Source organism: Paraburkholderia sp. HD33-4 (assembly GCF_021390635.1).
GTDB lineage: Bacteria > Pseudomonadota > Gammaproteobacteria > Burkholderiales > Burkholderiaceae > Paraburkholderia.
On the sequence record NZ_JAJEJS010000001.1, the window covers coordinates 3,078,953 to 3,100,487 of the forward strand.

Consider the following 21,535-nt stretch of genomic DNA (forward strand, 5'->3'; position numbering starts at 1 on the left):
ATGCCTTTTGGACAGCCGTCAAAACGAAGGGAATTTGTCATCATAGGCACGGTGACGCATCGCCGTGATCGAGTCATTTTCACGAGCCGCACAGATGCGTCGCGCCATTTCGCCCGATACATCTGGAGACATGCATGCGCTTCGCGATTCTCAATTCAAACGCAGAACGACGTGATGGACTCAAAGCCTTGCTGCGGCAGATCGACCGGCTGGCGCGCTTCACCGAAGCCGATGAATGGCGTCTACTCGAACGTCCGTTCAAGCGTTACCGGCCGGATCTCGTCGTGATCGACTGGGAAGACTGGATGTCGGTTGCGCAGGTTCGCGCGTTGCTGAGCCATTTTCCCGACCTACGCGTCAGCGTGCTCACCGACGGGACGTTGCCAGCGCTCGTGCGCGGGCTGATGGACGAGGGTGTGCTCGGTGTCGTTCCGCGCGACACCGATCCGTGCCTGATCGTGCGCGCATTGGAAATGGTCCTGCTCGGCGGACATTACGTGCCGCCCGGCGCGCTGGCGATCGACCCGCCGCTACCCACCGACACCGCGATCCGTACGTTCGATGAAGAAAGTCCGCCGCCCCGCCGCAATAAGCTCTCGAGCGGACTGTCACCGCGGCAGGAGCAGATCATGAGATGCGTGCACATGGGCAGCACCAACAAGATGATCGCGCGCACGCTCGGCATTAGCGAAGGCACAGTCAAGATCCACCTGACGAGCATATTCCAGCAACTCGGCGCGCCCAACCGCGCCGCCGCGGTCGCGCTGTACAACGGCTGGCTCACGAATCATTTGCAGGTTCTGCGTAACAACGGCGAGAACAGCGTGCGGCCCGTCATCCGTGGGCAGCCTGGCCCGGTTCCGCTCCGGCGTCACAAGCGCGCGCGCTTCCAGTATCCGTTGCCCGCCAGCGACACCAGCAGCGCGCTGCCGATGGCCGCGGAGCCCGCCACGTCGTACGGTGAAGCGCCGCACGGCCAGCCCGCGCGGAAGTCGGTCAGGCCGGGCTCCGCCTGACGCGGGTCGCGCCGCGGGTCTCGGTTCGAACATCCGAGTGCGCGCAGCGTTGACGGTGGCTGGCATGGAATCCGCTCACACCTTTTGCCGTCCAACGAGTAATATGAGACTCATGGGTTTCCTCTACACACCGCTTCCGTTCTGGGTCGCTGTCGGTGGCTGGATTGCCACCGCCATGGTGATCGCGCTCGCGCTGTGGAAAAATCCTTTCAAAAGACTTCAGGACGGCACGCTCCAGCACGTCTGGCTCGCGATAATCGTTGCGGTGTCGGTGCTGTGGGCGAGCAACGCCTGGCTCGACGACGGCACCGTGATGCACCTGCTCGGCGCCACGCTCGTCGTCACTCTGTTCGACTGGGGACTCGCCCTGATCGCGATGGCAGTGGTCACGGGTCTGGCCGCCGTCGTCTTCGATGCGCCGTGGCAGGGCATCGCGTTGACGTTCCTCGTGTACGGCGCGCTACCCGTCGCCATCTCGACCTTGATCCAGCGCATCTGCACCGCGTGGCTACCGCGCAATCTCTTCATGTTCATCTTCGGCCAGGGCTTCGTTTCGCCCGCCATCGCCGTGTCGTTCACTGCCGCGGCGGCGCTCGGCATTCATATCGCCGTGTCCGGCGGCTCGATGACCGTGGTGCCGGTCGGCTACGCGCTCAGCGTGCTGTTGCTCGCCACCGGCGAAGCCTGGTTCACTGGCATGGCGACCGCGCTGATCGCAGTCTACCGTCCGGCATGGGTCACCACCTACGACGTGCGGCGCTATCGCCTGGGCGGCCCGCGCACCTGAGAACGTGCGCTTTGACGTCGCGTGCGGCGCACCTGTGGTAATCAGCGCTTCGTCGCTGGAGGCTTCCCGGGCGCTCCGACCAGGACAGACAGAATATTTGCGGCAACATTGAACTCAACCCTTGCGCGGGGCATCTTATTTGCCTCATCTCCCATTTGCGTCTAAAGAACTAGATGGATCGCACCAACGTACCGCGCGGGTTGCTGCGGGTGATCGGCCGGTTGGCAGCCTGCGCAGCGAGCCTCTCGCTCATCTGCGCGACTCCCGCATTCGCTGATCAGCTCGAACAGCACAACGACCTCGTCAAAAAATTTATCACCGACATGCACGCGGACCCGCTCGTCGCGGACTGCGCCGCGCACGGCGACTTCGTCGCGAGCACGTCGACCGCGTTCGACCACGTTGAATTTCCATCCAGTTCGTTCGACAGCGCGCACTCGTCGGTCACGCCGTGGAACGATTCGTTCGACGAAGGCAAGCAGCGCGTCAAGGTCGACAGCATCGTCACCGTCGAGGGCGTCGGCGTGCGCCAGAACAACTCGGGCGAGCCGGCCGATCTTAAATTCCGCTGCGGCTACGTCGGCTCGCAGATGCTCGCGTTCAGCTGGAACGATCCGGTACCGCCGAACCGCGCGCACAGCGAGGGATCGGGCAAGCACAAAGGCGGCAAAGGCAAGCACGCGGTCGGCGGCAAGACGAAGAATCCGTCGAAGACGGGCTCGGGCAAATCGTCGCGCGCGACATCGAGCAAATCGGCGAACAAGAGCTCGAAGAAAAAGAGCCAATGACATCCGGCGCCGGTGGGCTTGCACCACAGCCCGCTGCGTCGCCCCAATAAAAACGAGGCCCGCACTCTTTCCGTGCGGGCCTCGTCTTTTGGGGTCCATCCGTGCGCGTGTTTAAGCGAACGTCTCCACGTGACGCAGAATCGCCTGCAGCATCGCGGCACCCAGCGATGCGCTGCGCTCGCCGTTCCAGCCCACGCGCTCGTCGGGCAGATTCGCGTTGTCCTTGAACGGCATTTCCAACGTCAACGACAGACAGCCGAATTCGTTGCCGATGTACTTCGACGCGAGTTTCAACGCGTCCTCGCGATACTTGCTCGCCGCGTAGCCATACTTGTCCTGAAAATCCGGACTCGCGTGCTTGAACGCCTCGATGAACGCCTTCTGCTCGCGCCCCTGCCGCTCGGTAAAGCCCGGCAGCATTTCGGAGCCCGCCACGAACACATACGGCAACGCTTCGTCGCCATGAATATCGAAGAACAGGTCGCAGCCCGTCGCATGAATCGCGTCGCGCACCACCAGCACCTCGGGACTGCGCGCGGCGTCCGGCTCCATCCATTCGCGATTCAGGTTCGCGCCGGCCGCGTTGGTGCGCAGATTGCCGCGCACGCTGCCGTCCGGATTCATGTTCGGCACGATGTGGAACACCGCGTGATCGTACAGCTTGCGCGCGACCGGATCGCCCGCCCAATCGCCCCAGCCCGCGAGGCGCTTCACGAACCCCTCGATAAACCATTCGGCCATCGTCTCGCCCGGATGCTGGCGGGCAATCAGCCAGATGTTCTTTTTCGGCGCGACGTTGGCGGCATCGTCCGCGGGCGGTGTGCCGAGCGTGAGCAGCGAAATCGGCCGGCCTTCGACCGTCTTGCCGAGCTCGGTCAGCAACGCGTGCGGCATCTGCTGCACGGCACCGAGAAACTCGGCATGGCGCTCCTCGCTGTACGGTTCGAAGTACGCGTAGTAGATGCTGTCGAAATCGGGCGTATGGTCGATCGTCAATACCTTGCCGTCGTACGACGTCGGCACGCGAAACCAGTTCACGCGGTCATAGCTCGCAACCGCCCGATAGTCGCGCCAGCCCTCCGCGAACGCGCATGCGGCGGCGTTCTCGAAGTTCATCACGCAGCGCTCGCCCGCCGCGCCCGACAGACGGAAATAGAACCACTGCGCGAACTCGGCGTGGCTGTCTGGCCGCACGCGCAGGCGTATATTGCCGGCGTCCTCGCAGGACAGCACATCAATTGCGCCTGCGTCGAAATTGCTCGTAATCGATAACGTCATCAGAATCTTCCCTGCCTGTATGCACGCCGCCTTCCTGGCGCAGCGACGCGCTTATTCCGCAACGCGGCGGCGAAATACGAAAGTGGAGTCGTTCGAAGCTTCAGCGGTGAACGCATAGCCTTCGGTGTCGAAGTCCTTCAACTGCTCGGGACGATCGAGGCGGTTTTCCACCGCGAAGCGCGCCATCAAGCCGCGCGCGCGTTTTGCATGGAAGCTGATGATCTTGTAGCGGCCGCCCTTCCAGTCTTCGAACACCGGTGTGACGACCGGGGCGTCGAGCAGCTTCGGCTTGACCGACTTGAAGTACTCGCCCGACGCGCAATTGACCAGCACGCGCGAGGCCGCCGCGTTCTTCTTCAGCTGCGCGTTCAACGCGTGCGTGATGCGTTCGCCCCAGAACGCGTACAGATCCTTGCCACGCGGATTGGCGAAGCGCGTGCCCATTTCGAGCCGGTACGGCTGCAGCAGATCGAGCGGGCGCAGCAGGCCATAGAGACCCGAAAGCACCCGCACATGTTTCTGCGCATAGTCGAGATCGGCCGACGACAAGGTCTTCGCATCGAAACCCTCGTACACATCGCCATTGAAAGCGAGCACCGCCTGCTTGGCGTTGTGCGTGCCGAATTGCGGCGACCAGTCCGCGTAACGCTGAAAATTGAGGTGCGCGAGCTGATCGGAGATGCTCATCAGCGAAGCGATCTGTTGCGGCGACAAACGGCGCAGGTCGCCGATCAGTTCGGCGGCATCGTCGACGAAATCGGGGATCGTGTGCTTTTTGACGTGCGGCGGGGTGTCGTAGTCGAGCGATTTCGCCGGCGACAGAACGATTATCATAGAGGCTTGCAGGCACGCCGTGCCTGGCGGTCAAAGACGAAAGCCCGATTGTAACGAATGCCCGGTTCCCTCGCCTCAAGCGGCGCATTGCGCGTCGTACTCGATTCCAACGTATGGATCGATATTCTCGTATTCGACGACCCGCACACGCGGCCGATCGCCGCCGCGCTCGAAAGCGGCACGCTCGCCGCGCTGATCGACGCGCGCTGCCTCGCCGAACTCACCTACGTACTCGACTATCCGCAGTTCGCGCACCGCAACGTCGACAAAGCCGCGGCGCTCGCGGTCGTCGCGCGGCTCGCGCAACTCGTCGAGCCACCCGCGCCGACCGAGTCCGCCGACAACGTACGACCGCTGCCCCAATGCAAAGACCGCGACGACCAGAAGTTTCTCGAGCTTGCGCATGCGGCGCAGGCCGACTGGCTCGTATCGAAAGACCGCGCGGTGCTGAAGCTCGCGAAGCGGATCGCCCGCGATTTCGGCTTTCGGATCGCGCAACCGGCGCCGTTCGTCGCGGCGGTCGGTATCGAGCAGAAGGCCGCAGACGTGCCCGTCACCGTGTGAATCCGGTCATCCGTGCGCCGCTGCGAGCCGGCCGCACGTTGACGGCTCACCTCGGGCCGGCCAGATGGTCAACGTGAAACTCGCGGCGCGCACAGCGTGTCGCGATTCCCTACAATCAGACTTCGCCCTTCGCAACGACAGTTCGAGACTCGTCCCACCTTATCGCCCTGCTACCCACGACGCCATGAACGCACCGCACGACACGCCCACGAGCCCCACGTTCCCATCTCGCCTGCCGGACGTCGGCACGACGATCTTCACCGTGATGAGCGCGCTCGCCGCGGAAAAAGGCGCGGTGAATCTGGGTCAGGGCTTTCCCGACTTCGCCTGCGATCCGCGCATCGTCGACGCGGTCGCGAACGCAATGCGCGACGGCCACAACCAGTATCCGCCGATGGCCGGCGTGCTGCCGCTGCGTCAGGCGATTTCGGACAAGATCGCGAATCTGTACGGCCGCCGCTACGACGCGCATAGCGAAATCACCGTGACCGCGGGCGCCACCCAGGCGTTGCTGACCGCGATTCTTTGCACCGTCCATCCGGGCGACGAAGTGGTCGTGGTCGAGCCGACCTACGACAGCTATCTGCCGTCGATCGAGCTCGCGGGCGGCAAGCCGGTTTTCGTCACGCTCGACGCACCCGACTACGCGATCCCGTTCGACAAGCTCGCCGCCGCGATCACGCCGAGGACGCGGCTCATCATGATCAACACGCCGCACAATCCGACCGGCACCGTGTGGCGCGAACAGGACATGCGCAAGCTCGAAGAGATCGTGCGCGGCACCAACGTGCTGATCCTGTCCGACGAGGTGTACGAGCACATGGTCTACGACGGCGCGCCGCATGAAAGCGTCGCGCGTTATCCGGAACTCGCGCAGCGCAGCTTCGTCGTGTCGAGCTTCGGCAAGACTTACCACGTGACCGGCTGGAAAGTCGGCTATGTGGCCGCGCCCGCCGCGCTCACCGCCGAGTTCCGCAAGGTGCACCAGTTCAACGTGTTCACCGTCAACACGCCGATGCAAATCGGCCTCGCTGATTACATGTTGGACCCGGCGCCGTACGTGGATCTGCCGGCGTTTTATCAGCGCAAGCGCGACTTTTTCCGCGCCGGCCTCGCGAATTCGCGCTTCAGGTTGCTGCCCTGCACGGGCACGTATTTTCAATGCGTCGACTATTCGGCGATCAGCGATCTGCCCGAAGCCGAATTCGCGCAATGGCTGACCGGCGAGATCGGCGTCGCGGCGATTCCCGTGTCGGCTTTCTACCACGAGGCGCACGAGTCGGGCGTGGTGCGCTTCTGCTTCGCCAAGCAGGAAAGCACGCTCGCCACCGCGCTCGAACGGCTCGCGCGACTCTAGGACGCTGCGCGTGATGTCACGAACGAGCCCACGTTCCTTGCCATCGCGCGTTGCGGCACGGGTGTGCGCTTCACACCCTCGCGCGCTTCACGGCACTGCGCTCACTCCCTCAGGACGCACGCGACGCCGCGACGCAGGCCTTGCGGTCCTCGGTCACGCGCTGCGCGGCCGGCCGCGCGTTGATCGTCTTCACGTAGCTCTTCCAGTCGACTCCCGCTTCGAGCAGAAAATCACGGCCGTAAATGGTCTGCGTCGCCATTCCGACAAGCGGCAGGCTCACGTAGCCGGCGGTATCGGCGATGCTGAACTGCTCGCCGCACAGATACGGCGAGAACTTCGCGATCCGTTTGAAGCCGGCGATGTGATGCGTGAGCAGTTTCTCGACGCGCCCTTTCGTCGCGTCCGTGATCGTTCCGCCGAAAAACGCTTCCTTGTACAGATTGCGCGCCGTCAGCTCGAGATGCACATCGACGAAAAAGATCATTTCGCGCTCCTTGGCGGCCTGCCACGGATCGGCGGAGAAGATCGGCTTGTCGGGAAAACGCGCGGCCAGATATTCGACGATGCACTGCGACTCGCACAGATCGCCGTGTTCGGTCTGCAGATAAGGCACCTTGCCGAGCGGCGAATGCTCGAGCAGCGCTTCGTCCTGGCTCGGCTTCACGAGATGCTCCTCGAACTCGATGCCATGTTCGAGCAGCACGAACTTGACCTTGTTGTAGTAGTTGGAAAGCGCAAAACCGCACAGCTTGATCATCGGGTGTCTCCTTGTGTCATGGTGTGTGAGACCGCGCGTCGAAGTTGAAGCAGCGGCTTTCCATCAAATCATCCAGGAAATTGCACGATCGTGCTATTCTAAAATAACCATGGAGTCAGGCATCGCAATGAACTCTCGCAATTTCAGTATCGAGACCATCGGCATCGTCGGCACCGGCGCGATGGGCCGCGGCATCGCGCAGATCGCGGCGCTCGCCGGCCTGCGCGTGCGGCTCTACGACACCAACGCGGCCGCCGTCGGCGCCGCGCGCGACTATCTCGCGGAGACTTTCGCCAAATTGACGGCCAAAGGCAAGCTCGAGCAGTCACGCTCGCTCGCCGCGCTCGCCAATGTGAGCGGCGTGCAGGCGGTGAGCGAACTGGTCGGCTGCGATCTCGTCATCGAGGCGATCGTGGAAAAGCTCGACGTGAAGCAGGCGCTCTTTCGCGAGCTCGAAACCGTGGTCAGCGGCCGCTGCATCCTCGCGTCGAATACGTCGTCGCTGTCGATCACCGCGATCGCCGCGGGTTGCACCGACCCGTCGCGCGTGGTCGGCTATCACTTCTTCAATCCGGTGCCGCTGATGAAGGTCGTCGAAGTAATCGACGGCCTGCGCAGCGACCCCAAGGCCGGCGACGCGCTGATGGATCTCGCGCGCCGGATGGGCCACACGCCGGTGCGCGCGAAGGACATGCCCGGCTTCATCGTCAATCACGCGGGTCGCGGCATGAATACCGAGGGCTTGCGCGTGGCGGGCGAAGGCGTCGCGAGCTTTGCGGACATCGACCGCATCATGCGCGAACAAGCCGGCTTTCGCCTCGGGCCGTTCGAGCTGCTGGACCTGACCGCGCTCGACGTTTCGCATCCGGTGATGGAGTCGATCTATCACCAGTTCTACGAGGAACCGCGTTACACACCGTCGCCGATCACGGGCACGCGGCTGTCGGGCGGACTGCTCGGCCGCAAGAGCGGCGAAGGTTTTTATCGCTACGTGGACGGCAAGCAGCAGGTTCCCGCCGAAGCGCCCGCGCCGGCCGCGCTGCCGCAAAGCGTATGGGTCAGCCAGCGCTATCGCGACGCGTATGAGGCCGTCGTGCAGCTGGTCGGCAACGCGGGCGTGAAGCTCGACGAAGGCGCGACGCCCGCCGCCGGTTCGCTGATTGTCGTCACGCCGTTCGGCCACGACGCGACCACCGCCGCGGTCGACGAAGCGCTCGACGCGAGCCGCGTCGTCGCCGTCGACGCACTATTCCCGCTCGCCGGCGCGCAACGCCGCACGGTGATGACCACGCCGGCCACGACACGCGCCGCGCGCGACAGCGCGCATGCGCTGTTCGCCGCCGACGGCATCCCCGTCACCGTGATCCGCGATTCGACCGGCTTCGTCGCGCAGCGGGTGGTCGCGACGATCGTCAACATCGGCTGCGACATCGCGCAAAAGCAGATCGCGACGCCGCAGGACATCGACCTCGCCGTCACGCTCGGCCTCGGCTATCCGCGCGGACCGCTCGCGCTCGGCGATGCGCTCGGCGCCACCACCATTCTCACGATCCTGCGCAACATGCACAGCGTGCTCGGCGAGCCGCGCTATCGCCCGTCGCCGTGGCTCGCCAGACGCGCGCAACTCGGCCTCTCGCTCACGCAGCGCGACGCCGCCGACACTCAATCGGAGACCCAGGAGACCCAATCATGAGCGCCGCCCTGCTCGCTTCACGCCCGGCCAGCAGCGAATCCACGCTGGTCCTCACGCTCTCGAACCCCGGCGCGCGCAACGCGCTGCATCCGGACATGTACGCGGCCGGCATCGAGGCATTCGATACCGCCGAGCGCGATCCGTCGATTCGCGCTGTCGTGATCACCGGTGCCGACAACTTCTTTTGCGCGGGCGGCAACCTGAACCGCCTGCTCGAAAATCGCGCGAAAGATCCGTCCGTGCAGGCCGATAGCATCGACATGCTCGCTCAATGGATTTCGGCGCTGCGGCTGTCGTCGAAGCCGGTCATTGCCGCGGTGGAAGGCGCCGCGGCCGGCGCGGGATTTTCGCTCGCGCTCGCCTGCGATCTGATCGTCGCCGCGGACAACGCCAAATTCGCGATGTCGTATGCGCGCGTCGGCTTGACGCCCGACGGCGGCGGCTCGTGGTTCCTCGCGCAGTCGCTGCCGCGCCAGCTGGCCACCGAGGTACTGATCGAAGCCAAACCGATCGGCGCCGCGCGTCTGCACGAACTCGGCGTCGTCAACCGGCTTACCAAAGCCGGCACCGCGCTCGACAACGCGCTCGCCTGGGCCGACGAACTCGGCACGATTTCGCCCAATTCGGTCACGCGCATCAAGGGGCTGATCGCCGCGGCCGGCACGCAGTCGCTCGCCGATCACCTGGTCGCCGAGCGCGATAACTTCGTCGCATCGCTGCACCATCGCGACGGCCTCGAAGGCATCACCGCGTTCCTCGAAAAGCGCGCGCCGATCTACAAATAAGCGACGGGAGAGCCGCCCGACATGTCCGACTACCAACTGCCGAAACGTCGCCGCATCTTCCTGATGCGTCACGGCGACGTCACCTACTTCGACGATTCCGGCCGCGCGATCGATCCCGAAACCGTGCCGCTGAACGCGAACGGCCGCGAGCAGGCGAGCGCGGCGGGCCGCGTGTTCGCCGAACAGCAACTGCGCTTCGACCGTGTGATCGTCAGCGGCTTGCCGCGCACGATCGAAACCGCGCGGCGTGTGCTGGCCGAAACGGGCCAAGAGATCGAACCCGAGATCGACCCCGCTTTGCAGGAGATTCGCGGCGGCCGGCTCGGCAGCATTCCGCCGGGCGATATCGAGGCGGCGTTTCTCGGCGTGTTCGACGGCATCGTGCCGGAGAGCATGCGCTTTCTCGATGGAGAGACGATCGGCGAGCTGTTCGATCGCGTGTTGCCGGCCGTCGCGGCGCTACGCGAGGACACGTCGTGGGACACCGCGCTGCTGGTGCTGCACGGCGGCGTCAACCGCGCGATCCTGTCGCACGCGCTGACTGCCGGCGGCCGCACGTTCTTCGGTCATCTGTCGCAGGCGACCGGCTGCATCAATGCGCTCGACGTCGGCGCCGCGCCGCGCGACTGGGTGCTGCGCATGCTCAACTATTCACCGCCGTCGCCGTTGCACCGCGACGTTCGCAACACCACGATGGAAATGCTCTACGCACAATTCATCCGATACCAGCGTAGCTGACACCGAACTGGAGGAGACACATGGCGCAAGCCACGCAGACCGGCGAACCCGCACGCACACAGGACTACTCGGCTTTCGAAGGCACCCGCCCGGTCAACGAGCGGCAACGCTTCGACACCGACGCGCTGGCCGCGTGGCTGAGCGCGCACGTCGACGGATTCGAGGGGCCGCTGACGCTCGAGCAGTTCGCCGGCGGACAATCCAATCCCACTTTCAAGCTGATCACGCCGAAGCGCTCCTATGTGATGCGTGCGAAGCCAGGCCCTGCCGCGAAGCTGCTGCCGTCCGCGCATGCGATCGAACGCGAATACCGCGTGATGCACGCGCTCGCCGACACCGACGTGCCGGTCGCGCGGATGCTCGCGCTATGCGAGGACGAGAGCGTGATCGGCCGCGCGTTCTACGTGATGGAGTTCGTGGAAGGCCGCGTGCTATGGGATCAATCGCTGCCGGGCATGACGTCCACCGAGCGCGCGGCGATCTATGACGAAATGAATCGCGTGATCGCGGCGTTGCACAGCGTCGACGTCGCCGCCGCCGGCCTCGCCGATTACGGCAAGCCCGGCAATTACTTCGCGCGCCAGATCGGTCGCTGGAGCAAGCAGTATCTGGCGTCCGAGACCGAGCCGATCGACGCGATGCACCGCCTGATCGACTGGCTGCCGCAGCATATGCCCGCGCAGACGAGCGGCCGTACCTCGGTCGTACATGGCGACTACCGGCTCGATAACCTGATCTTCGATCGCAATGAGCCGCGCGTGCTCGCGGTGCTCGACTGGGAACTGTCGACGCTCGGCGATCCGCTCGCCGATTTCGCGTATCACTGCATGGCGTGGCACGTCGACCCCGCACAGTTCCGTGGCATCGCGGGACTCGATTGGGCCGCGCTCGGCATTCCCGATGAAGCGCGCTACGTCGAGCGCTATTGCCAACGCACCGGCTTCGAGATTCAAGGCGACTGGAACTTTTACCTGGCGTACAACATGTTCCGCATCGCCGCGATTCTGCAAGGGATCATGAAACGCGTCGTCGACGGTACCGCGTCGAGCGCGCAGGCGCTCGACGCCGGCCGGCGCGCGAAGCCGATGGCCGAACTGGCCTGGCATTACGCGCAGAAGGTTCTGTAGAGACAAGAGCGCGCCCTGCTCCCCACCATTCGCAGTCCGTTACCCGCGAGGTTTTCAGATGAATTTCGATTACACCCCGAAGGTCCAGGCGTTGCGCGAAAAACTGCTCGCCTTTTTCGACGAGCACATTTACCCGAACGAACAGGCGTTCTACGCGGAGATCGCGCGTAATCGCCAGAACGGCAACGCATGGGTGCCGACCGAGTTGATCGAGCAACTCAAGCAGAAGGCGCGCGACGCCGGCCTGTGGAATCTGTTCCTGCCGCAATCGGAGCGCGGCGCCGGCCTGACGAATCTCGAATACGCGCCGCTGTGCGAGATCATGGGCCGCGTGCCCTGGGCGCCGGAAGTGTTCAACTGCAATGCGCCGGACACCGGCAACATGGAGACGATCGAGCGCTACGGCAGCGAAGACAACAAGCGCGAGTGGCTCGAACCGCTGCTGCAAGGTCAGATCCGTTCGGCATTTCTGATGACGGAGCCGGAGGTCGCGTCGTCGGATGCGACCAATATCCAGACCAGCATCGTGCGCGATGGCGATCACTACGTGATCAACGGTCACAAGTGGTGGTCGTCGGGTGCGGGCGATCCGCGCTGCAAGGTCTATATCGTGATGGGCAAGACCGATCCCGACGCGCCGCGCCATCAGCAGCAGTCGATGATCCTCGTGCCCGCCGACGCCACCGGCATCACCGTGCATCGCCCACTCACGGTGTTCGGTTACGACGACGCGCCGCACGGCCACATGGAGATCACGCTCGACAACGTGCGCGTGCCCGCCACCAACATGCTGCTCGGCGAGGGCCGCGGCTTCGAGATCGCGCAAGGCCGTCTCGGCCCGGGACGCATCCATCACTGCATGCGTCTGATCGGTCTCGCCGAGCGCGCGCTCGAATTGATGGCGAAGCGCTCGCTGCAACGTGTCGCGTTCGGCAAGCCGGTCGCATCGCAGGGTGTCACGCAGGAACGTCTCGCCGAGGCGCGCTGCATGATCGAGCAGGCCCGTCTGCTCACGTTGAAGACCGCATACATGATGGACACTGTCGGCAACAAGGGCGCGCGCGGCGAAATCGCGATGATCAAGGTGGTCGCGCCGAACATGGCGTGCCAGGTGATCGACTGGGCGATTCAGGCGCATGGCGGCGGCGGCGTCAGCGACGATTTCCCGCTCGCGTATGCGTATGCATCGGCGCGCACGCTGCGTTTCGCCGACGGCCCCGACGAAGTGCACCGCAACGCGATCGCCAAGCTCGAACTCGCGCGTCACATGGATGCGGGCGCGGCGGCTCGCGTGGAAATGCCGGTCACCCGCGTTTGAGTGCCTCGACTCGGGGTGAGCGCGGGGCCCGAGGCCATCGCAAGCAGCATCGCGCGTTCTATGCTCTAATTTTCGGCAACCGCGGCGCCCTCTTTGTGGCGCCGCTTTGACGAAAAGGAGCCAGGATGATCGACGTCTATAGCTGGGCGACCCCGAACGGCCACAAGGTTCACATCATGCTCGAGGAGACGGGCCTACCCTACAACGTGCATGCGGTGAACATCGGTGCCGGCGACCAGTTCGCGGCCGAATTTCTCGCCATCAGCCCCAACAACAAGATTCCCGCGATCGTCGATTCCGAAGGGCCGAAAAGCGCCGACGGGCGACCATTCGCGCTGTTCGAATCAGGGGCGATACTGATTTATCTGGCCGAGAAAACCGGCAAGTTTCTACCCACCGATCCGGCCGCGCGCTACGCGACACTGCAATGGCTGATGTTCCAGATGGGCGGCCTCGGTCCGATGCTAGGACAAACGCATCACTTCCGCGTGTATGCGCCCGAGCGGATCGAATATGCTGTCAATCGCTACACCAACGAAGCGCGACGTCTGTACGGCGTGATGGACACGCAACTCGGCAAGACGCGTTACCTCGCCGGCAACGACTATACGATCGCGGACATCGCCGCGTTTCCGTGGACCCGTTCGTGGCAAAACCAGGGCATCGAACTCGATACGTTGCCGAACGTGAAGCGCTGGCATGAAGAGATCGCCGCGCGCTCGGCGGTAGTGCGCGGCGTCGACGTGCTGGCGTCCGCGCGCGTGCCGCTGATGGACGACAAGGCGAAAGAAATTCTGTTTGGCGCGACGCAGTACGCGAAACACTAGTTTCGGGCCGTCGCGCTTAGGCGGCTACACACCAACAGAAAGCGCGAGCGGCATCCCTGCCGGCTCGCGCTTTTTTTATTGGACCTGTGAAGGGGCAAACGCTAGAAGTAGTGCCGCGTGATGAACTCCGCGACGCACACCGGTCGATCGCTGCCCTGACGCTCCAGCGTCACGTTCCATGCGAGTTGCACGCCGCCGTTGTCTACATCGGTCACCGACTCCACCGCGAACTTCGCACGCAACGACGACCCCACGAGCACCGGCGACATGAACCGCACGCGGTTCAAGCCGTAGTTGACGCCCATACGCTGCTCGATTCTCAGCGTCTTGCCGAGCAAAGCCGGGATCAGCGACAGCGTCAGAAACCCATGCGCGACCGGGCCGCCAAACGGCGATTCGCGCCTGGCCCGCTCGGGATCGATGTGAATCCACTGATGATCGCCGGTCGCCTCGGCAAAACGGTTGACCCTGTCCTGATCGACGCTCAGCCATTCGCTGACGAGCGGCGCCGCGCCGACGAGCGCGCGCAAAGCGTCCACATTGTCGAAAGCGGCGATCGTCGCCGCGCTTGCCGTCATGCCGTAACTCCCGGATGACGCAGGCCGAACATGCCATTCGAGCGCACCGTGACCACCAATTCTCCGTGCTGATTGATGCCCTCCCAGCGCGTCGACACGATGCCGCGATCCGGCTTGCTCTGCGACACGCGCTTGTCGACGATGACGTTCATCATCGTGATCGTATCTCCGACTCGCACCGGTTTGAGCCAGCGAATCTCATCGAGACCGGGCGAACCCATCGACGTCGAATTCGCCAGCACCTTGCGCACGAGCATGCCCATCATCACCGAGCAGGTGTGCCAGCCGCTTGCGACGAGGCCGCGGAACGGCGATTCGGCCGCGGCGGCTTCGTCGAGATGAAACGGCTGCGGATCGAACTGTTGCGCGAACTCGACGATCTCCTCGCGTGTAAACGTATGCTTGCCGATCTCGTGGCTCGTGCCCACTTCCATGTCTTCGAAACTGATTTTCATCAGTGCACCTCCTTTGTCCGTTGGAACGGCCCGATCAGTCTCCGGCGACGGCAAATCCGGGCAGCGTGGCAAACCGCGCGAGATGATGATCGACGTCGCCGAGCGTGGTCTCGATGATCGCGAGGCGCTTGAACAGATGCGCGGCCGCCACTTCGTTCGTGACACCCATGCCGCCGTGCAACTGCACCGCCTGTTGACCGACGAAACGCGCGGCCTGGCCGACCCGAACCTTTGCCGCGGAGATTGCGCGCCGGCGCTCGTTCGCGTCTTCACTCGCGTAGCGCATCGCGGCCAGATACGTAATCGAACGCGCCTGCTCGGCGTGGATCAGCATCTCGACCATGCGATGCTGCAGCACCTGGAAACGCGCGATCGGCTGGCCGAACTGCTGGCGCGTTTTGGTGTATTCGACGGTGGCGTGATTGAGCGCGTCGAGCGCGCCGATCGCTTCCGCGCACAGCAGCAGCGTGCCGTAGTCGGCGATATGCTCCAGGGCTGCCGCTCCCGCATGTTCGCCGGCGAGACGGCGCGCGGGCGTGCCGCTGAATTCGAGCGTCGCGGCGCGTTGACCGTCGATCGTGCGGTACCCGGTGATCGCGACGCCAGCCGCGTCACGTGCGACGACAAAGAGTGCAATCTCGCCATCGAGGCGCGCCGGCACGATCCAGTGGTCCGCCTGCGCGCCGTGCAGCACGACAGATTTGGTGCCGCTGAGCGTATGCTGAGCGCCCTGCCCGGTCGCGGTCGTCGCGATGTCGAACAGATCGTAGCGGGAATCCGGCTCATGAAACGCTACGGCCAGCCTTGCTTCACCCTGGGCCACCCGTTCGAGCAGCGCGGCATCTTCGCCGTCGCCGGTTCCGGCAAGGCGCAGCGCCTCGATGCCGACCGCCGTCGCCCAATACGGCTCGACGACGAGCGCGCGGCCGAGTTCCTGCATGACCACGAGCATGTCGATCGGCCCACCGTTGAAACCGCCCTGCGCTTCAGGCACCGGCAACGCGGTCAGCCCCAGTTCGGTGAACGCAGCCCAGTGTGCAGCCGATACGCCCGCCTCCGAGCGCACGATCTCCTGACGCGCTTCGAAGCCATAGCTCTTCTCGAGATAGCGGCGCAACGCATCGGCGAATTGCTGTTGTTCGTCGTTAAAAGTGAAGTCCATGCGCCGCTCCTCAAAGTCCGAGAATCATCTGCGCGATGATGTTCTTTTGAATTTCGTTCGAGCCGCCATAAATCGACGTCTTGCGGAAGTTGAAGTAGTACGCGGCAAGCGGCGCGGCATCGTCGGCGCCGGCCAGACTGTGCTCGCGTTCGCCTTCGAGGAACGGCACGTCGAACGGCGCGGCAAGCGGGCCGATCGCCTCGAACATCAGTTCGGTGAGTCCCTGCTGCACTTCCGTGCCCTTGATCTTCAGCATCGACGCTTCCGGGCCCGGGCCGCGACCGCCCGCCTCGTTGGCCACCACACGTTGCACGGTGACTTCGAGGGCCATCAACTCGATCTCGAGACTCGCGACCTTCGCCGCAAACACCGGATCGTGCAGCAGCGGCTTGCCGTTCTTTTTCTGATTCAGCGCAACACGCTTGAGAAACGCCAGTTCGCGCTTCGACCCACCGACTCGTGCAATGCCGGTACGCTCGTGCCCGAGCAGATACTTCGCATACGTCCAGCCGCGATTTTCTTCGCCGACCAGGTTGTCGACCGGCACTTTGACGTCCTCGAAGAACACTTCGTTGACTTCATGATCTTCGTCGAGCGTGATGATCGGGCGCACCGTAATGCCCGGCGTTTTCATATCGATCAGCAGGAACGAGATACCCTCCTGCTTTTTGGCGCCGCCGTCGGTGCGCACGAGGCAGAACATCATGTCGGCGTGCTGGCCGAGCGTGGTCCAGGTCTTCTGACCGTTGACCACGTAATGATCGCCGACGCGCTCGGCGCGGGTGCGCAGCGACGCAAGGTCGGAACCCGACCCTGGTTCCGAATAGCCCTGACACCACCAGTCCGTGCCGTCGAGAATACGCGGTAGATAGTGGCGCTTCTGCGCCTCGTTGCCGTACTTCATCAGCACCGGCGCGACCATCGACACACCGAAAGGCAAGACGGAAGGTGCGCCGATACGCGCGCACTCTTCTTCCCAGATATGTCGTTGCGTCGCGTCCCAGCCGGGGCCGCCGTATTCGCGCGGCCACGCGACCACCGACCAGCCTCGTGTGCCAAGCAGCCTGTGCCAGCTTGCGAAGTCTTCGCGGGAAAGACGTTTGTGATTGAGAACCTTGTCGCTCAGCTCGTGAGGCAAATTCGCTTCGAGCCAGGTGCGGATGTCGGCGCGGAACGCGTCTTCAGCGGGGGAATAGTCCAGATTCATGCGTAGTGTCTCCTGGCCGCCACCACCACCCGGCCGCCTGGAGCCACCGCGCTACTGCAGTGGTTCCTTCAGCGCAGCCGGGACCGGCAGCGGCATCACTTCGATGCCTTCCTCGACCAAGGCACGCGCATCCTCAGGTGTCGTGACACCGCGAATGCTGCGCGCGGGCGCTTCGTTGTAGTGAATGCGCCGCGCTTCCTCGGCGAAGCGGTCGCCCACGTTCTCAGTCTTCTCCAGTACCTCGCGCAGCGCTCGCATCATGTGCGCCTGCACTTGCTCCGCGCCCGCCGGCAGCTTTGAGTCGGTCGCGCCCGACAGATTCAGACGCGGTGCCGACGGCAAACGGCTCACCTCGTTCGCACCGCAGATCGGACATTCGACGAGCTTGCGGGACTGCTGCGACTCGAAGTCATCAGCCGAAGCGAACCAGCCTTCGAACCGATGGCCATGCGGACACTGTAAATCGAGGACCTTCATGTGGAATCAGGGCTTGCGTGCCAGTTTAGCGCAAAATGGAAATTTGTGAACGATCGTTCGTAAAACTTTAGGGCCGTCGCCCAGCCGCCAGATGCTGCAAGGGAATGCAACGTAGGTGGGCGATTTTAACGCTTTACGGCATGTGCTGCCGAAGGCGGACCGGCCGGTAATCGGTGCCGCATTTGCTCCGTTCTCCAGCCCGCTTGCGGCGCATTGCTACGCCACGAGATTGCCGAGTTGACGACTCACCCGCGGTTCAATCTGACGGGCCTCCTTCGTCAGATTGATCTGCTTCGCCAGCTTTGCGACATCCGCCACACCGATCTCGATCTCATACCCGCCGCGCGCCGTCAGCCATTCAAGCACGTCGGCAAGATGCCACACCGACGCACTGCCTTCGTGGACCGGCGGCGGGAAGTCGATGGCGTTGTTCAGCATCAGCTTGCGCATGTTTTGGCGGGACACGCCGGCCATTTCCGCGACGTCGGTCAGCCCCACGAAGTCAGGTCCTGCCTCGACCAGTTGCGCGGACGGCACAGTGCGTTTCACGTCCTTGAGCGCGCTGGTGACAGCCTCGAATGCATTGGGGCCTTCGCGGGTAAAAAGCAGCCCGAGGCGCCCCGGCTGCCCGACGCCGATCGTGGCATCGTCGCACCCCGCTTCGCCCAACCGTTCGACGATTGCGTCTGCATCGCAATCTTCCGCGGCGAGGCGGTATTTCAACGTGAACACATATTCCATACGTTACTCCTGTCTTTGTTGAGCCCAGGTTATTGCGATTGCTGTTTGCTACCCACCAACCCACTAGCGCCGTGCCGCGCAGTTGCCGACGATCCGCCGCAAGTGTCTGGCGTGATTGCTGGGATTCCTCGGGCTACTCCAGACGCTCGATATACAGAACTCTCCGCAACGGCATTCGGCGTCTTTGTACGGGCAAAAGATCTTTCCCCACGCATGACCTCTTCCGCCGTCCTGAACGCGCCAGCCATGCTGCTCCGCGTACACCAATGCGGCCTCGATCTCTTTCTTCGTGTGCCTTCCTCGAACCATCGACACCTCCAATGTAGTTGGTCAAGATAGGGTTGTCAACTGACAACCCTATCTTGACCGGAAATCAGATCACTCCGATGACCAAGGTCAGTTATCCAAAACAAAATCGACGACGAACCCGGTAACCGAGAGGTCCATACTAGCCGGCCGCCGCCGCCGAGACGAGCCAGCCAGATGGCATAGGAAATGGTCTATTTTTTCGAGTCAGTAAGAAGCCGCGAACCCAATAACAAAGCCCCTGCCGGTCATCGACCAACAGGGGCTTCGTTAAACCGCAACGCGGATCAGCTGGATCAGCGATCAGGCAGAAGTGAACCTATACCGTTTCGGGCGTCTGCGTCGGCCACGTACCCGACAGCACTTTCTCGAGCCAGAAGGTACCAATGATCGTCTTCACATCGGTGATCTTGCCAGTGCGTACCCACTCGGACACCTGCTCCACGGTTGCCGTGAACAGTTCGAGAAACTCGCCGTCGTCGAGCATGCGCTCGCCAGCGGTCAAGCCTCGCGCGAGATAGATATCGATGAATTCGGTCGAGTAAGAAATGATCGGGTGAATCCGGGTCAGGTACACGTACTCGCGCGCGGTATAGCCGGTTTCTTCGCGCAGTTCCCGCACCGCGCAGGCCAGCGCGCCCTCGTTCGGGTCGAGCTTGCCGGCCGGATATTCGACCATCACCTTGCCCATCGGATACCGATACTGACTTTCGAGCAGCACGCGACCGTCATCGAACATGGGGATCACCATCACGGCACCCGGATGTTGAACGTACTCGCGCGTCGCATGTTTGCCGTCCGGCAGTCGAACCGTATCGTATTTGACTGTCATGAACGGCCCTTGGTGGACCGTCTTGCTGTCGATACAAGTTTCAGTGAGCGCGGCGTCGTGATTGGGGAGTTCAGCCATGTACGGACCTCGGAACAGCCAGGCGCGCGACGGCGGGACGCCGTCAGCGGCGTTTGACGAGATATTGGAAGGTAAAGCCGGGAAAAGCGAACACCACGAACAGCGCGAACGTGATCGCGTAGAACTGCCAGCCCTGCTCGAAACGGTTTCCCGCGCGCGCTTCCAGCAGAAAGCCCAGCGTGCCGACCACGAAATACAGCACGATCAATTCGGCAATCCGGAGCCAGGCGCTTTTCTTCGCCGCCTTCAGCGGCACGGCGGCGAAGAGGCGCTGATTCAGGAACGGCAAGTTGGCGCCGACCAGCGCCAACAGCACGATAAACCAGCCTGCAGCGGACATCAGAGCAGCAGCGTGTGCTGGATCGCCTGCAGGCAGGCGCGCAACAGCGGATCCGGCACGATACCGAGCACCAGCACGGCGACGCCGTTCAACGCGAGCAACGCGCGTGTGCTCGTGTCCGCCAGGATCGGCGACTTGTCTTGCGGCTCGTCGAAGTACATCAGCTTGACGATACGCAGATAGTAGAACGCGCCGAACAGCGACGTGATCACGGCGAGCACGGTGAGCCAGGTCAGGCCGGCGTTCATCGTCGCTTGCAGCACGGCGAGCTTCGCATAGAAGCCGACTGCCGGCGGAATACCCGCGAGCGAGAACATCATGATCATCATCACGAACGCGAACACCGGGCTGCGCTGGTTGAGGCCCTTGAAGTCCTCCAGCGTGTCCGCTTCGAAGTCGCGGCGCGCGAGCAGCATGATGACGCCGAAGGTGCCGAGCGTCGTGATCAGGTAGATGATGCTGTAGAACATCGCCGAGCCGTACGCGCTCGCGGCGCCCGTGGTCTTCTGGTCGACCACGCCGGCGAGCAGACCGAGCAGCACGAAGCCCATGTTCGAGATCGCCGAATACGCAAGCATCCGCTTGACGTTGCGCTGCACGATACCGGTAATGTTGCCGACGATCAGCGACAGGGCCGCCAGAATCACCAGCATCTGCTGCCATTCCACCGCGAGCGGCAGCAGGCCCATCACGAGGAAACGCAGACCCCATGCGAATGCCGCGACCTTCGGCCCGCCGCCGACGATGAGCGTCATCGCCGTTGGTGCGCCCTGGTACACGTCAGGCACCCACATATGGAACGGTACCGCACCCATCTTGAACGCCACGCCGGCCACGATGAAGATCACGCCGAACAGCAGCACGGTCGGATCGTAGTGGCTGGTGCTGATCGCCTTGAACACTTCGTTCAGGTCGAGCGAGCCGGTCGCGCCATACAGCATCGACACGCCGTACAGCAGGAAACCGGAAGCCAGCGCGCCGAGCACGTAGTACTTCATCGCCGCTTCGTTCGACGAAGCAACTTCGCGACGCAGCGCGATCACCGCGTACAGCGACAGCGACATCAGCTCCAGACCGAGGTACAGCGTCAGGAAGTTGTTGCCCGAGATCATCACGATCTGGCCGAGCAGCGAGAACATGCCGAGCAGGAAGAAGTCGCCGCGGAACAGGCTACGGTCTTCCAGGTAGCGACGCGAATAAACGATGGTCACCGCATAGCCGAGCGACACCACCGCCTTCATCACGTTGGCGAACGGATCGACCACATACATGTGATCGAAGAAGTAATGCACTTGCGGGTCGAACGCATTGACCGCGAACCAGATCCCGGCGACGAGCGTCGAGAAGAACGCGATGAAATACGTGGTACGGCGACCCTCCTGGCCGACGAACGTGTCGTTGAGCCACGCGATCACAACGGCGAACATCACCAGTGCGTCGGGCAACAGAGCAGTCATAGGGGCGTTTTGCATGGTCTTAAATTCCTCCGC

General features: G+C 63.4%; 24 protein-coding genes. 11 read left to right on the plus strand and 13 right to left on the minus strand.

The features are described 5' to 3' along the window. Positions 1-134: 134 nt before the first annotated feature. The 3 genes from L0U84_RS13600 (at position 135) to L0U84_RS13610 (ending at position 2,591) form a co-directional block, all read left to right on the plus strand. Positions 135-1,016, plus strand: coding sequence for a response regulator transcription factor (locus tag L0U84_RS13600; RefSeq protein ID WP_233850503.1), 882 nt, complete (start codon positions 135-137; stop codon positions 1,014-1,016). Between the two features lie 112 nt (positions 1,017-1,128). After that, positions 1,129-1,803 carry an energy-coupling factor ABC transporter permease gene (locus L0U84_RS13605; RefSeq protein ID WP_233850504.1) on the plus strand — a complete coding sequence of 225 codons (675 nt, stop codon included), beginning with the start codon at positions 1,129-1,131 and terminating at the stop codon, positions 1,801-1,803. Between the two features lie 173 nt (positions 1,804-1,976). Further along, the gene (locus tag L0U84_RS13610; protein WP_233850506.1) at positions 1,977-2,591 is read left to right on the plus strand and encodes a BspC domain-containing protein; all 615 of its coding nucleotides are present in this window, start codon (positions 1,977-1,979) and stop codon (positions 2,589-2,591) included. Between the two features lie 111 nt (positions 2,592-2,702). On the opposite strand, the gene L0U84_RS13615 is transcribed toward L0U84_RS13610, so the two are convergent. Both L0U84_RS13615 and yaaA read right to left on the minus strand, forming a co-directional pair. After that, on the minus strand, positions 2,703-3,869 hold the full coding sequence (locus L0U84_RS13615) for a M14 family metallopeptidase (protein WP_233850507.1): 1,167 nt from the start codon (positions 3,867-3,869) through the stop codon (positions 2,703-2,705). Between the two features lie 51 nt (positions 3,870-3,920). Continuing rightward, the gene (gene yaaA, locus L0U84_RS13620; RefSeq protein WP_233850508.1) at positions 3,921-4,703 is read right to left on the minus strand and encodes a peroxide stress protein YaaA; all 783 of its coding nucleotides are present in this window, start codon (positions 4,701-4,703) and stop codon (positions 3,921-3,923) included. 57 nt (positions 4,704-4,760) lie between these two features. On the opposite strand from yaaA, the gene L0U84_RS13625 reads away from it, so the two are divergent. Together L0U84_RS13625 and L0U84_RS13630 are read left to right on the plus strand one after the other, a co-directional pair. Beyond that, positions 4,761-5,267, plus strand: a complete 507-nt coding sequence (locus L0U84_RS13625; protein WP_233850509.1) for a putative toxin-antitoxin system toxin component, PIN family — start codon at positions 4,761-4,763, stop codon at positions 5,265-5,267. A gap of 184 nt (positions 5,268-5,451) precedes the next feature. After that, the gene (locus L0U84_RS13630; protein ID WP_233850510.1) at positions 5,452-6,624 is read left to right on the plus strand and encodes a pyridoxal phosphate-dependent aminotransferase; all 1,173 of its coding nucleotides are present in this window, start codon (positions 5,452-5,454) and stop codon (positions 6,622-6,624) included. A 109-nt stretch (positions 6,625-6,733) separates the two neighbouring features. Here the strand turns inward: L0U84_RS13630 and L0U84_RS13635 are convergent, their stop codons facing one another. Beyond that, complete coding sequence (locus tag L0U84_RS13635; protein WP_233850511.1) at positions 6,734-7,381, minus strand: glutathione S-transferase family protein; 648 nt, start codon at positions 7,379-7,381, stop codon at positions 6,734-6,736. 127 nt (positions 7,382-7,508) lie between these two features. Between L0U84_RS13635 and L0U84_RS13640 the strand changes: the two genes are divergently transcribed. The 6 genes from L0U84_RS13640 to L0U84_RS13665 all read left to right on the plus strand — a co-directional run bounded on the left by L0U84_RS13640 (position 7,509) and on the right by L0U84_RS13665 (position 13,869). After that, on the plus strand, positions 7,509-9,074 hold the full coding sequence (locus tag L0U84_RS13640) for a 3-hydroxyacyl-CoA dehydrogenase (protein ID WP_233850512.1): 1,566 nt from the start codon (positions 7,509-7,511) through the stop codon (positions 9,072-9,074). Continuing rightward, positions 9,071-9,859, plus strand: a complete 789-nt coding sequence (locus L0U84_RS13645) for an oxepin-CoA hydrolase, alternative type (RefSeq protein ID WP_233850513.1) — start codon at positions 9,071-9,073, stop codon at positions 9,857-9,859. Before L0U84_RS13640 ends, L0U84_RS13645 begins: the two co-directional genes overlap by 4 nt. 21 nt (positions 9,860-9,880) lie before the next feature. Next, on the plus strand, positions 9,881-10,597 hold the full coding sequence (locus L0U84_RS13650) for a histidine phosphatase family protein (RefSeq protein WP_233850515.1): 717 nt from the start codon (positions 9,881-9,883) through the stop codon (positions 10,595-10,597). Positions 10,598-10,617: 20 nt separating this feature from the next. Further along, positions 10,618-11,724, plus strand: coding sequence for a phosphotransferase (locus tag L0U84_RS13655; protein WP_233850517.1), 1,107 nt, complete (start codon positions 10,618-10,620; stop codon positions 11,722-11,724). A 58-nt stretch (positions 11,725-11,782) separates the two neighbouring features. Continuing rightward, positions 11,783-13,042 carry an acyl-CoA dehydrogenase family protein gene (locus L0U84_RS13660; protein ID WP_233850519.1) on the plus strand — a complete coding sequence of 420 codons (1,260 nt, stop codon included), beginning with the start codon at positions 11,783-11,785 and terminating at the stop codon, positions 13,040-13,042. Between the two features lie 125 nt (positions 13,043-13,167). Next, complete coding sequence (locus L0U84_RS13665; protein WP_233850521.1) at positions 13,168-13,869, plus strand: glutathione binding-like protein; 702 nt, start codon at positions 13,168-13,170, stop codon at positions 13,867-13,869. A 101-nt stretch (positions 13,870-13,970) separates the two neighbouring features. Here the strand turns inward: L0U84_RS13665 and L0U84_RS13670 are convergent, their stop codons facing one another. The 10 genes from L0U84_RS13670 to nuoN form a co-directional block, all read right to left on the minus strand. Further along, entirely contained in the window at positions 13,971-14,447 is a 477-nt protein-coding gene (locus L0U84_RS13670) for a MaoC family dehydratase (RefSeq protein WP_233850523.1), read from the minus strand. Beyond that, positions 14,444-14,902: a MaoC family dehydratase gene (locus tag L0U84_RS13675; RefSeq protein ID WP_233850525.1), complete on the minus strand. Its 459-nt coding sequence runs from the start codon at positions 14,900-14,902 to the stop codon at positions 14,444-14,446. Before L0U84_RS13675 ends, L0U84_RS13670 begins: the two co-directional genes overlap by 4 nt. 34 nt (positions 14,903-14,936) lie before the next feature. After that, complete coding sequence (locus L0U84_RS13680; RefSeq protein WP_233850527.1) at positions 14,937-16,064, minus strand: acyl-CoA dehydrogenase family protein; 1,128 nt, start codon at positions 16,062-16,064, stop codon at positions 14,937-14,939. A gap of 10 nt (positions 16,065-16,074) precedes the next feature. Beyond that, entirely contained in the window at positions 16,075-17,271 is a 1,197-nt protein-coding gene (locus L0U84_RS13685) for an acyl-CoA dehydrogenase family protein (RefSeq protein WP_233850529.1), read from the minus strand. A gap of 51 nt (positions 17,272-17,322) precedes the next feature. After that, a complete protein-coding gene (locus L0U84_RS13690) occupies positions 17,323-17,748 on the minus strand; it encodes a DUF1178 family protein (RefSeq protein WP_233850531.1) in 426 nt (141 codons plus the stop codon). A 216-nt stretch (positions 17,749-17,964) separates the two neighbouring features. After that, on the minus strand, positions 17,965-18,489 hold the full coding sequence (locus L0U84_RS13695) for a helix-turn-helix transcriptional regulator (protein WP_233850533.1): 525 nt from the start codon (positions 18,487-18,489) through the stop codon (positions 17,965-17,967). Between the two features lie 63 nt (positions 18,490-18,552). Then, a complete protein-coding gene (locus tag L0U84_RS13700; RefSeq protein WP_233850535.1) occupies positions 18,553-18,798 on the minus strand; it encodes a hypothetical protein in 246 nt (81 codons plus the stop codon). Between the two features lie 316 nt (positions 18,799-19,114). Then, positions 19,115-19,705: an NUDIX domain-containing protein gene (locus L0U84_RS13705; protein ID WP_233850537.1), complete on the minus strand. Its 591-nt coding sequence runs from the start codon at positions 19,703-19,705 to the stop codon at positions 19,115-19,117. A 43-nt stretch (positions 19,706-19,748) separates the two neighbouring features. Further along, positions 19,749-20,045 (minus strand): DUF2818 family protein, encoded by a 297-nt coding sequence (locus L0U84_RS13710; protein WP_013088947.1) that lies wholly within the window; start codon positions 20,043-20,045, stop codon positions 19,749-19,751. After that, positions 20,045-21,517 carry an NADH-quinone oxidoreductase subunit NuoN gene (gene nuoN / locus L0U84_RS13715; protein WP_233850539.1) on the minus strand — a complete coding sequence of 491 codons (1,473 nt, stop codon included), beginning with the start codon at positions 21,515-21,517 and terminating at the stop codon, positions 20,045-20,047. Before nuoN ends, L0U84_RS13710 begins: the two co-directional genes overlap by 1 nt. Between the last annotated feature and the right edge of the window lie 18 nt (positions 21,518-21,535).

Bases quoted from the DNA above. Each gene is read 5' to 3' on its own strand.
- L0U84_RS13600 (WP_233850503.1), top strand. From the start codon at position 135: ATGCGCTTCGCGATTCTCAATTCAAACGCAGAACGACGTGATGGACTC.
- L0U84_RS13605 (WP_233850504.1), top strand. From the start codon at position 1,129: ATGGGTTTCCTCTACACACCGCTTCCGTTCTGGGTCGCTGTCGGTGGC.
- L0U84_RS13610 (WP_233850506.1), top strand. From the start codon at position 1,977: ATGGATCGCACCAACGTACCGCGCGGGTTGCTGCGGGTGATCGGCCGG.
- L0U84_RS13615 (WP_233850507.1), bottom strand. From the start codon at position 3,869: ATGACGTTATCGATTACGAGCAATTTCGACGCAGGCGCAATTGATGTG.
- yaaA (WP_233850508.1), bottom strand. From the start codon at position 4,703: ATGATAATCGTTCTGTCGCCGGCGAAATCGCTCGACTACGACACCCCG.
- L0U84_RS13625 (WP_233850509.1), top strand. From the start codon at position 4,761: ATGCCCGGTTCCCTCGCCTCAAGCGGCGCATTGCGCGTCGTACTCGAT.
- L0U84_RS13630 (WP_233850510.1), top strand. From the start codon at position 5,452: ATGAACGCACCGCACGACACGCCCACGAGCCCCACGTTCCCATCTCGC.
- L0U84_RS13635 (WP_233850511.1), bottom strand. From the start codon at position 7,381: ATGATCAAGCTGTGCGGTTTTGCGCTTTCCAACTACTACAACAAGGTC.
- L0U84_RS13640 (WP_233850512.1), top strand. From the start codon at position 7,509: ATGAACTCTCGCAATTTCAGTATCGAGACCATCGGCATCGTCGGCACC.
- L0U84_RS13645 (WP_233850513.1), top strand. From the start codon at position 9,071: ATGAGCGCCGCCCTGCTCGCTTCACGCCCGGCCAGCAGCGAATCCACG.
- L0U84_RS13650 (WP_233850515.1), top strand. From the start codon at position 9,881: ATGTCCGACTACCAACTGCCGAAACGTCGCCGCATCTTCCTGATGCGT.
- L0U84_RS13655 (WP_233850517.1), top strand. From the start codon at position 10,618: ATGGCGCAAGCCACGCAGACCGGCGAACCCGCACGCACACAGGACTAC.
- L0U84_RS13660 (WP_233850519.1), top strand. From the start codon at position 11,783: ATGAATTTCGATTACACCCCGAAGGTCCAGGCGTTGCGCGAAAAACTG.
- L0U84_RS13665 (WP_233850521.1), top strand. From the start codon at position 13,168: ATGATCGACGTCTATAGCTGGGCGACCCCGAACGGCCACAAGGTTCAC.
- L0U84_RS13670 (WP_233850523.1), bottom strand. From the start codon at position 14,447: ATGACGGCAAGCGCGGCGACGATCGCCGCTTTCGACAATGTGGACGCT.
- L0U84_RS13675 (WP_233850525.1), bottom strand. From the start codon at position 14,902: ATGAAAATCAGTTTCGAAGACATGGAAGTGGGCACGAGCCACGAGATC.
- L0U84_RS13680 (WP_233850527.1), bottom strand. From the start codon at position 16,064: ATGGACTTCACTTTTAACGACGAACAACAGCAATTCGCCGATGCGTTG.
- L0U84_RS13685 (WP_233850529.1), bottom strand. From the start codon at position 17,271: ATGAATCTGGACTATTCCCCCGCTGAAGACGCGTTCCGCGCCGACATC.
- L0U84_RS13690 (WP_233850531.1), bottom strand. From the start codon at position 17,748: ATGAAGGTCCTCGATTTACAGTGTCCGCATGGCCATCGGTTCGAAGGC.
- L0U84_RS13695 (WP_233850533.1), bottom strand. From the start codon at position 18,489: ATGGAATATGTGTTCACGTTGAAATACCGCCTCGCCGCGGAAGATTGC.
- L0U84_RS13700 (WP_233850535.1), bottom strand. From the start codon at position 18,798: ATGGTTCGAGGAAGGCACACGAAGAAAGAGATCGAGGCCGCATTGGTG.
- L0U84_RS13705 (WP_233850537.1), bottom strand. From the start codon at position 19,705: ATGGCTGAACTCCCCAATCACGACGCCGCGCTCACTGAAACTTGTATC.
- L0U84_RS13710 (WP_013088947.1), bottom strand. From the start codon at position 20,045: ATGTCCGCTGCAGGCTGGTTTATCGTGCTGTTGGCGCTGGTCGGCGCC.
- nuoN (WP_233850539.1), bottom strand. From the start codon at position 21,517: ATGCAAAACGCCCCTATGACTGCTCTGTTGCCCGACGCACTGGTGATG.